This window comes from Streptomyces sp. Ncost-T10-10d, from assembly GCF_900091955.1.
GTDB lineage: Bacteria > Actinomycetota > Actinomycetes > Streptomycetales > Streptomycetaceae > Streptomyces.
The window spans coordinates 22,506-32,456 of record NZ_FMDF01000095.1 but is presented as its reverse complement, the minus strand read 5'-3'; the positions used below and the strand labels follow the sequence as shown (position 1 = coordinate 32,456).

Sequence of the window (9,951 nt, the reverse complement as noted above, 5' to 3'; positions counted from 1 at the left end):
TAGGAGAGCGGTGCTCTATCCCCTGAGCTACGAAGGCGGGGGCTTGTAGGAATCCTTGAAGAAAACCCAGAGAGTGGATCTTCCGCTAGGCGTACAAGCCCGCTGGTCGGACGAGGTGTGGCACCTTCCGTGTTCTTGCCTGGACGGGCGGTGCGGCGTACCAGTGGCCAACCAGGGACAGCCTAGCGGATACGGGTTGATGGGGAGGTCCTGTATCGGGTTGGTTGGGCGGGGCGCTCCCGGCAGGCTTTTGACCTGCTGATTCTTTGGTGTGCGGGTGGCCGGAGGGGAAAGGATGCGTGATCGGCGCTGGCGATTTATCCGTTCCGGGTGTTCTGTCGGTTGCTGGCGAGGGGCGGTGGGTGCGGTGCGCGACCGTGTCCCGCCATGCGCCGAACGGGAGTATGGGCGCGAACGGGATGCCGCGACGGCTTGCTTGCTGCGTCCTGGAGCCCATGGGCCGGGTTTCGCCAAGGGGCGCCCGGTTAGCCCGGGCGTCCCTCAGGTGCGGAGGCACGGAGCATTTGTCAGTAGGAGTTGCCGGTGGAGACCGCCTTCGCAGTTACTCCTTCTTGTCCTCGCCCTCGGCCTCTTCGTCAGGTTCGGTCGGGGTTTCGGGCACGTCGGGTTCGTCAGCCGGTGTGCTGCCATCGGGCGTGACGCGGTCGTCGAGGGTGATGGTCACTGGCCGGCCTGCCGCGGACAGTCCAGTCAGGCTTTCCTTGACGCGGTCGTAGAGAGCGGTGGCCAGGTCCTGGTCGCCGTCTCCCTCGGATGCGGTTTCCTTGACCGGTGCAGGGCGATCAGGAGCGCGATCAAGGAACGTCCGGACAGTGCAGCGCGGACCCGCTTTTCGCCCTGGCCGAGGATCTGGGCCGGTACCCGGAAGTGCGGCTGCCGCCCGGCATGGGCCGTGATGAACTCCCAGGCGTCCCGGTGGCACAGCACCGTCGCGGATGAGGCCCGGGCCGCTTCCCGCAGCAGCGCGCCGTGCCCCTCGCTCACCTCCACCGCGGTATTCGCGGCGGCCTGTTCCGTCCCGGCCCGCAAGGAGGCGGTCTCCTTGCGCAGGGCGGTCAGCTCGGCGTGCAGTTCCTCTGCTCGCGCAATCCGCCGAGCACCTCGTCCATGTGTGCCAGCCGGCATCGCGGGCGCTTCTTGCCCAGCCACCCATGGTCGGCCCTGAAGCCGACGAGAACATGCAGGGGTTCAACGAACACCCTGTCCTCGTCCTGGAGCGATACCCAGACGCCGTCGTCGTGGCGGCCAACAATGTCGAACTTGCTGTCATCGGTGGTGTCGGCGAAGAAATGTGGATGGTTGTCGGCAAGCCACTTGCCGACCTGCTTTCCGTGTCTGAACGCTTTGAGTAGCCGTTGTCGTTCCGATCTTGAAGGGTGTGTCTCGAAGGGGAGTCTCGATTGGGTGGTTGCCGCCGGCTGCGGGCATGAAGGCAGGGTCTCTTGGTGGCTCGGGTGTGCGAAGCCGACCGAGATCCAGGAGACCATGTTGCCGCGGTTGTACGTGCTCGTGCCGGTGGAGTTCAACTCGGCTGCTCCGGCGTGTGATTGTGTCGCTCACCGGTTCGGGAATGCGGCCGATCGCCCGGAGCGTGTTCGGCGGTATCCCTCGGACATGACGGGCGCGGAATGGGCCGTGGTCCGGTCGCTGCTGCCGGGGCTTGTGATCCGGGCGCGGATAGAGCGGCGCGGCTCGATCACCCGGGGCTCCTCGCCAGGTCCGAGGGAGGCGTACATCTGGCGTGCCGGCGTCCGCCCTGCGTGCTGGTCAGCACCTGCACATTTCCACGGAACGGGGCCGGGGCCGGGGCCGCCGGAGCGCGCCGGCGACCCTGCGGGCCGTCTTCCCGTCTGTCTCTGCCTGGGTCAGCGGCACAGCGCCGTGTCGACGGCGGCCTCCACCCGCTGGGAGGCTGCACCCGTCGGGGCGGTGGTTACCGCGATGCCGGCGGCACGTCCGTCCTCTGTGACGCCTCCTCGTGTCCGGTATCCCAGGGCGGTTCCGCCGTGGCCCCAGTAGACGCCGCCGCATGACAGCGGCGTGCTGGTCAGGCCCAGTCCGTAGCGGACGCCGGGGCCGCGTGCCTCTGCGGGGACGGTGGTGCGCATCTGGGCGAGCTGGGCCGGGGGCAGGAGTTTGCCGTCGAGGAGGGCGGTGTAGAAGCGGTTGAGGTCGCTGTTGGTGGAAACCAGGGCACCCGCAGCCCACGCCATGGACATGTCCATGGTGGTGTAGTCGATCAGAGGTCCGTCGTCCGTTTCCCGTTCGTAGCCCTTGGGGTGGGGCTCGTGGAGGGTCGTCTCTCCGGGGGTGGGGAAGTAGGTGTGGCGCAGTCCGATGCGGTCGATGATGCGCCGGTCGATCTCCTCGCCTATGGGGCGGCCGGTGACCTTCTGGATGATCAGGCCCGCGACCAGGTAGTTCGTGTTGCTGTACTCCCACTTCGCGCCCGGGGAGAAGTGGGCCTTCTGCGCGAGGGCGCCGTCAAGCAGGTCGCGTGGCTCGAAGTACCGGTACCGGACGGCGGGGAAGTCCGCGAAGACGGGGGATTCCATGTATTCGGGCAGGCCGCTGGTGTGCTGGAGGAGTTGGCGGATGGTGATGTGGCGTCCGTCGATGCCTTCGCCGCGCAGCAGGCCGGGCAGGTAGGTGTCGACGGGGGCGTCCAGGACGAGCTTCTTCTCGGCGACCAGCTGCAGCGTGACCACGGCCGTGAAGGCCTTGGTGTTGCTGCCTGCCCGTACCTGCCCGTCCTTGGGTACCTTCGCGCCGGTCCTGAGGTCGCCGACACCTGCGGTGTAGTGACGCGTCCGGCCCTTGCGGTCCGCGACGCTCGCCAGCGCGGCGGGCATCTGGTCGTCAGTCACCAGGGCGTTCAGGCTTTTTTGAACGGGGTCCGGCTTGGCGGCGGAGGCGGCGGACGGGAACAGTGCGCCGGTGGTCATGACGGCCCCGGTGAGCACGGTCACGGCGAGCAAGGTCTTACGTCGGCCGCCTCGCGAATGAGTGGGACGGAACCTCGGCGATACACGTGCGTACATGGAGCAACTCCTGTCGTGACAGTGGAGAGCAAGCGAAGAGCGAGTCGGTACGCGCCTCGGTGACGGTGGCGGATTCCGACTCCGGGACCGGATACGGGCTCTTGCGAGATGTGGGCAAACTCGGACGGGCCGTCCCTCTGGTGGCCTGGCGACGCTTGTGAGCACGGGCCCGCCGGGGTATCGGTCGCCGTTCCCGCGAGCGGGAGCGGCGACCGATACCGTCAAGCGCCGGTGGCGGCAGGGGCCCGCCCACCGGCCTGACCCGCCCTCATCGGGCGTCTGCGGCCGCGGTGCGGGAGCGGCGGCTTTCCGGTTGGGTCAGTGAGGGTTTCAGCGGCACAGGGTCGTTTCGACGGCGGTCTGCGCGTGCTGTGCGGTGGCGGGGTCGGTCGCGATGGCGGTCAGTGCGATGTTGACCGCACGGCCGTCCTCCGTGACACCTCCCAAGGTGTCGTATCCCGGAATGGTGCCGCCATGGCCCCAGTACAGGCCGCCGCACGGCAACGGCCTGCTGGTCAGGCCCAGTCCGTAGCGGACACCCGGGCCGACCGCCTCGGCAGGGACGGTGGTGCGCATCTGGGCGAGCTGGGCCGGGGGCAGGAGTTCGCCGTCGAGGAGGGCGGCGTAGAAGCGGTTGAGGTCGCTGGTGGTGGAGATCACCGCACCCGCGGCCCAGCCCCAGGAAGGGTCGAGTTCGGTGACCTCGCGCCAGGGCGAGTCGGCTGCGTCCCGGTGGTAGCCCTTGGGGTGGGGTTCGTCGATGGTCATGTCTCCGGGGGTGGGGAAGTAGGTGTGGCGCAGTCCGATGCGGTCGACGATGCGCCGGTTGATCTCCTCGCCCAGCGGGCGGCCGGTGACCTTCTGGATGACCATGCCCGCGACCAGATAGTTCGTGTTGTTGTACTCCCACTTCGCGCCCGGGGAGAAGTGGGCCTTCTGTGCGAGGGCGCTGTCGAGGAGCTCGCGCGGTTCGTAGTACCTCTGCAGATCCTTGAGGACCGCGGCCTTGTCCACGTATTCGGGCAGGCCGCTGGTGTGCTGGAGGAGCTGGCGGATGGTGATGTGGCGTCCGTCGATCCCCTCACCGCGCAGCAGGCCGGGCAGGTAGGTGTCGACGGGGGCGTCCAGGGCGATCTTCTTCTCGGCGACCAGCTGCAGCACGACCACGGCCGTGAACGCCTTGGTGTTGCTGCCTGCCCGCACCTGCCCGTCCTTGGGTGCCTTCGCCCCGGTCCTGAGGTCGCCGACCCCTGCGGTGTAGTTGCGCGTCCGGCCCTCGTGGTCCGTGACGCTCGCCAGTGCGGCGGGCATCCGGTCGTCGACCACCAAGGTGTTCAGGCTTTTTTGAACGGGGTCCGGCTTGGCGGCGGAGGCCGCGGACGGGAACAGTGCACCGGTGGTCATGACGGCCCCGGTGAGCACGGTCACGGCGAGCAAGGTCTTACGTCGGCCGCCTCGCGAAAGAGTGGGACGGAACCTCGGCGATACATGTGCATGCATGGAACAACTCCTGTCGGTAGGGGAACAACATCAGTGGGTCAGTGAGAGGTGGTCGTGGTGCGACGGACCTGCCGGTGGCTCGGCCCGGTCCTGTGGTGGTCGCGGCGCATGAAGGAACGGCCCTCCTCCCGTGCCCCCGCCCGAGGACGGGAAGCATGAGAGAGGCGGGACCTGGTTCCGCTACGTGATTCGAGGAGACTTTCGGCGGCGCAGCAGCCGGCGGGCGGGCAGCATGACAGCCGCCATGCCTGACAGGAACACAGTGCCGAGTACGGCCGCGCAGACCGAGGGGGACACCGACAGCGCGGACAGACCGGTCACCGCGCCGCCGAAGGTCAGCAGCGTCACCGCCGCGACCAGGGAGCCGACGGCGGCCCCCGTACCGAGTACGAGGCAGGTCTCCAGCCGCAGCATCGCCAGAACCTGGCCGCGGGTTGCGCCGATGAGCCGGAGCAGAGCCAGTTCACGACGGCGGGATGCGGTGGAGACGGCCAGCGTGGTCACCACGCCGATCAGGGTGAACAGGGAGATCGCCGCGACTGCGAGCAGTCCGGGCAGGGCCTGCTGGCGTGCCTTCTCGGTGAGAGCCGCACTGTACTGTCCGGCGGACGTGGCACGGGTCCCGGGGAAACGGTCGAGCACCGGTCGCAGGTCGGCCGCTCCCTTCACCAGGAGGTAGTCGTCGTGGCCCGCGTCGGTGACGTGGGCGGCGACCACATCGTGAGGCAGCAGGACATCCCCGAAGCCCTGTCCCCGGTCGTAGACGGCCACCACCTTGGGTCGGATCACGGTGCCGTCCCCGAGCCAGAGAGACACGGTCGAACCGACCTTGGCCGCGCTGGCCACGTTCGAACTGAGCGCGACCGTGTTCTTGCCGTGCAGGCCCTTCAGCAGGCCCGCCTTCACGTCCGGGTCCAGATTGGACAGTGCGCCCTTCACGCCTTGGGTGGGCAGGGACTGGAGCTGGGCCGCGACCGACATCACCACGGTGGTGCGTTTCACCGCGGTCACGGTCCCCGGTCCGGCCGTCCTTTCCACCGCCCGGTACATGGCCCGGGGCACGCCCGGCCCGTTCGAGTCGAGGACCTGGTCCGCGTGCAGCCCTGCGGCTGCCTGCGTCCGGGTGGCGTTGACCGCGGTGGTCTGCACGAACAGCTGGCTGGCGCCGAAGGAGAGCGCGAGCGCGATCGGCGTGATCACCGACGCGAGTCGCACGGCCGCGGCGGTGGCCGTGTCGGTGGCGAGCCGGCCCGGGACCGGGAACAGGAGGCGCATGACGGGGCTGAGGACGACGATTCCCCCTCGGGCGATCGAGGGACCCAGGAGGGCCGCCGCCCAGATGAGGGAGAGTACGAGTCCGCCCATGGCCGCGGTCGCCACCTGCCCGCCGAACGCGAACGCGGTGCCGGCCGAAGCGAGACCGACGACCAGGAGCACCAGGCCGGTGATCACGCGCCAGCGCGGTAGCCGAGTCGGTTCGGCGGAGGTCTCGCTCACGGCCTGGGCCGGCCTGATCCGGGATACACGTCGTGCCGCGAGCCAGGCGGAACCGACCCCGGTGAGCACCGTGAGCGCCAGGGCACCGACGACAGGAAACGGTCCCAGAGCGAGCCCCAGCCCCGGGGGCAGGACCCCCTGCTCGGCCATGAAGCGGTGCAGCAGGGTGCCGAGCCCGAGCGACAGCAGACCGCCCAGGAGCGACGCCGGTACCGCGACCTTGAGCGTCTCGCGGACGATCACCTTGCGGACCTGCCGGGGGGTGGCACCGATGGCGCGCAGGACGGCGAGTTCGCGGGTCCGGTCCCGTACGGACGTGTCCAGGAGACCGGTCAGGATCAGCAGCACCACCAGGAGGGCGACTCCGCCGATCGACGCACAGACGCCGATCAGGTCGAGTCGTGCCGCCGCCACCTCCGGGTTCTCGACGTCGCCACGGTCCGCGCCGGTCGCGACGACGAGACCGGGGGCGGCTGCCCGCAGCGACTGGACGGACGTCTTCTCCGTGCCGAGCACGACCAGCGCGTCCGCGTGCTCGGGGCGGCCGCTGAGGACCTGTGCCGTGTGCTGGCCGAACCAGACATCGTGGCCTGCGCCGGACCCGCCGGCCACCAGACCGCTGACGCGGTAGGGTTCCGGCGCCCTGCCGCCGACCTGGAGGCGGACGGTGTCCCCGACGGCCCTGCCGCCGCCGGAGTCCACCGCGACCTCGTGTTCTGCCTGCGGAGCCCGGCCGGCGCGCAGTTCGACAGCGGTGAGCACGGTCGCGTCCCAGCCGCGGCCGGTCCGCACGGCCCCGTCGGCGGTGACCACCGGCAGAGAGACGTCCGCGACCACCTCGGTGACTCCCGGTACCGCGCGCGCCCGGTCGGCCACCGATACCGGTACCCGGGCTCGTTCCACCAGTGGCCTGACATCGGTCTGGTCGTCCTTGACGACCTCGACGCGCTGGCTCACGGCGACGACGGCCACGGCGCGCTCATAGCGGTCGGCCGATCCGTGCGCCCGTAGTGCGGACTCCAGCAGGACCCCGAACGCGCCCGTCAGCATGGCCGCGCACACCAGTGCCACCGCCACTCCGGCGGCGATACCGCGCCTCACAGCGTCCCCCAGTGGGCCAGGACGGTTGCGGCGGAGGGAGCCGTCAGCTCGTCGACGATCCTGCCCTCGCTCAGGAAGACGACACTGTCGGCCCAGGCCGCGGCCACCGGGTCGTGGGTGACCAGCACGACCGTCTGTCCCATCTCGTCGACCGCGTCACGCAGCAGCTTCAGGACGTGCTCGGCCGACCTCGGATCCAGCGCGGCCGTCGGCTCGTCGGCGAAGACGATCTCCGGGCGGGTGACGAGCGCTCGGGCGACCGCCACACGCTGCTGCTGGCCGCCGGACAGGCGTGCCGGGAGCCGGTCCAGGTGGCCGGCCATCCCCACGCGGTGGACGACTTCGTCCAGCCAGCGCCTGTCCGCCTTGCGGCCGCCGAGGGACAACGGGAGGGTGATGTTGCGCTCGACGTCCATCGAGGGCATGAGGTTGTAGCCCTGGAAGACGAACCCGATCCGTTCGCGGCGCAGCCGGGTCAGCTCCGTCTCGCTGAGCCCTCCCATGTCCAGATCACCGAGCCGTACCGTTCCGCTGCTGGGCCGGTCGAGACCGGAGGCGCAGTGCAGGAAGGTACTCTTGCCCGATCCGGACGGGCCCATGATCGCGGTGAGACTGCCCTTGCGGAACCCCCAGCTGACCCCGTCCAGCGCGGTCACCTCGCCATAGGACTGGGAGACCTCCTCCAGGGACACGGCGAACTGCGTGGCCCGAGTCGTCATCGGTTGCATGGTGGGTCCCTCGGTTCCTCGATCGGTCAGAACAGGTACCGAACGTAACCGCGCGAGCCGAGCGGACGGCAGCGGTCCCTCTCCCGAACCGGGGGTGTAGCGGGCTCCACCTGCCAGGTGTAGCGCACACTTATGACAGGGGAACACCCGTGAAGTACCGTCTTGACTCATGGACCTGAAGGCAAGGGCACTCCACAGCCTACGATCCGCGAGGTATCTGCTGGGTGGGCTCACCACCGCTCTGCCTTCGCTGGTTGGTTACGTTCTGTTGCCGCTCGTCTGCTTCTCGCTGATCTTCGCCCCGGTCCTGCCGTGGGCGGTGCGGCCGTTGCGCGCCTTGGCCGATGCCGAACGCCGACGCGCCGAACGCGTTCTCGGCCGCCCCGTGCGCCGGCCCTATCCGACGCCCGAAGGCAACGCCTACCAGCAAACGCTCCAACTGCTGCGGTTCCCAAGTACCCGCAAGGACGCGGCATGGATGCTGGTTCACGGCATCGTGGGGCTCGTCCTTCCCGTCCTCGTCCTGGGAGTGCTGCTCAGTCTGCTGCTGACGCTCTCCATCCCGCTGTGGTGGTGGACCCTGCCCGGCGGAACCCTCACCCTCCTTGCGGCCCCCCTCACCACCTGGATGCAGGCGATCGTCCTGTCCGCGGTGTGTGTCTGGCTCTTCGCCGCCCTCTTCTTGTGGCTGGCCCCCGCCACGGTGAAGCTGGAGACTTGGATCGCGGAGATCATGCTCGGTACGTGGACCGGCGCCGGCCGGCGGATCGAGGAACTGACCGCCTCGCGCGCGGGAGCCCTCCAGGCCCACGAGGCGGAACTCCGGCGGATCGAACGCGACCTCCACGACGGCACCCAGGCGCAGCTCGTGGCGGTGGCCATGCGCCTGGCCCTGGCCGACCGTCGGTTCGACAAGGACCCTCAGAGTTCCAGGAGAATGGTGCTCGATGCCAGGACCACCGTGGACGAAGCACTTGTCCAACTGCGCACCGTCATCCGCGGTATCCACCCGCCGATCCTCTCCGACCGGGGACTGAACGGAGCCATCCGCTCCCTGGCCGCGGGCCGGCCGATCCCCACCACCCTGGACCTGCCCGAGACCGACCGCCGTCCCCCCGCCGCCGTCGAGGCGGCCGCCTACTTCGTCGTCGCCGAGGCGCTGACCAACATCGCCCGGCACAGCGACGCGAGCCGTGCTCAGGTGTCGCTCCGGTATGACGGCCCCACGCTGCGCGTCGTCGTGCGGGACGACGGGTGCGGCGGGGCCGCACCCGGCTCCGCCTCGGGCAGCGGACTTGCCGGGGTACGTCGACGGGTCGCCGCCCTGGACGGTACGACGAGGATCGACAGCCCTGTCGGTTCCGGAACGACGATTGAGGTGGTGCTGCCGTGCGGATCGTGATCGCGGAGGACAACGTCCTTCTCCGCGAGGGGCTGATTCTGCTCCTGGAGGACGTCGGGCACGAGGTCGTGGCCGTCGTGGGAAGCGGGCCCGAGATTGTTCCCGCCCTGCTGGAACACCGGCCGGACGTCGCCGTCCTGGACGTCCGGCTGCCGCCCGGCTTCCGCGACGAGGGGCTGCGTGCCGCCATCGAGGCCCGGAAACTCCTTCCCGGCCTGCCGCTCCTGGTGCTCTCCCAGTACGTCGAGGAGAGCTACGCCGCTGAACTGCTCGGCCAGGGCGCATCGGGGATCGGCTACCTGCTCAAGGACCGTGTGGGACATATTGAGGAATTCCAGGACGCGCTGGAGCGCGTCGCTGCGGGCGGAACGGCGCTGGACCCCGAGGTCGTCTCCCAGCTGATGAGCCGCCGGGACCCGCTCGACGCGCTGTCCCCCCGGGAACGGGAGGTTCTCGGGCTGATGGCGCAGGGCCTGGACAATCTCACGATCGCCACGACCCTGTTCATCACCGAGCGTTCCGTCAGCAAGCACATCGGCAGCATCCTCGCCAAGCTGAACCTGCCGGCGAGCGACAGCGGTCACCGCCGGGTCCTCGCGGTGCTTGCCTACCTGAACGCCTGACCCGCGTCCCGGACGGCCGTCCCGTACGGCGACGTGTC

At 69.5% G+C, this 9,951-nt stretch carries 9 protein-coding genes; 2 read left to right on the top strand and 7 right to left on the bottom strand.

The window, feature by feature from the left end:
• Positions 1–562 precede the first annotated feature (562 nt).
• The 7 genes from GA0115254_RS46045 to GA0115254_RS14475 all read right to left on the bottom strand — a co-directional run bounded on the left by GA0115254_RS46045 (position 563) and on the right by GA0115254_RS14475 (position 7,879).
• Entirely contained in the window at positions 563–685 is a 123-nt protein-coding gene (locus GA0115254_RS46045; protein ID WP_256102577.1) for a hypothetical protein, read from the bottom strand.
• A 26-nt stretch (positions 686–711) separates the two neighbouring features.
• Positions 712–1,050 (bottom strand): hypothetical protein, encoded by a 339-nt coding sequence (locus GA0115254_RS14505; RefSeq protein WP_093895688.1) that lies wholly within the window; start codon positions 1,048–1,050, stop codon positions 712–714.
• Positions 1,051–1,076: 26 nt separating this feature from the next.
• Complete coding sequence (locus GA0115254_RS44475) at positions 1,077–1,547, bottom strand: hypothetical protein (protein WP_176740125.1); 471 nt, start codon at positions 1,545–1,547, stop codon at positions 1,077–1,079.
• 339 nt (positions 1,548–1,886) lie between these two features.
• Positions 1,887–2,999: a serine hydrolase domain-containing protein gene (locus GA0115254_RS14490; RefSeq protein WP_370740876.1), complete on the bottom strand. Its 1,113-nt coding sequence runs from the start codon at positions 2,997–2,999 to the stop codon at positions 1,887–1,889.
• Between the two features lie 393 nt (positions 3,000–3,392).
• Positions 3,393–4,499: a serine hydrolase domain-containing protein gene (locus GA0115254_RS14485; RefSeq protein ID WP_370740875.1), complete on the bottom strand. Its 1,107-nt coding sequence runs from the start codon at positions 4,497–4,499 to the stop codon at positions 3,393–3,395.
• Between the two features lie 243 nt (positions 4,500–4,742).
• On the bottom strand, positions 4,743–7,160 hold the full coding sequence (locus tag GA0115254_RS14480) for an ABC transporter permease (protein ID WP_141720826.1): 2,418 nt from the start codon (positions 7,158–7,160) through the stop codon (positions 4,743–4,745).
• Positions 7,157–7,879: an ABC transporter ATP-binding protein gene (locus GA0115254_RS14475; protein ID WP_256102576.1), complete on the bottom strand. Its 723-nt coding sequence runs from the start codon at positions 7,877–7,879 to the stop codon at positions 7,157–7,159. The genes GA0115254_RS14480 and GA0115254_RS14475 overlap by 4 nt, the downstream gene beginning before the upstream one ends.
• Before the next feature lie 178 nt (positions 7,880–8,057).
• Between GA0115254_RS14475 and GA0115254_RS14470 the strand changes: the two genes are divergently transcribed.
• Entirely contained in the window at positions 8,058–9,290 is a 1,233-nt protein-coding gene (locus GA0115254_RS14470) for a sensor histidine kinase (protein ID WP_093895682.1), read from the top strand.
• Positions 9,278–9,913, top strand: coding sequence for a response regulator transcription factor (locus tag GA0115254_RS14465; protein WP_093895681.1), 636 nt, complete (start codon positions 9,278–9,280; stop codon positions 9,911–9,913). Before GA0115254_RS14470 ends, GA0115254_RS14465 begins: the two co-directional genes overlap by 13 nt.
• The last annotated feature ends 38 nt before the right edge of the window (positions 9,914–9,951 follow it).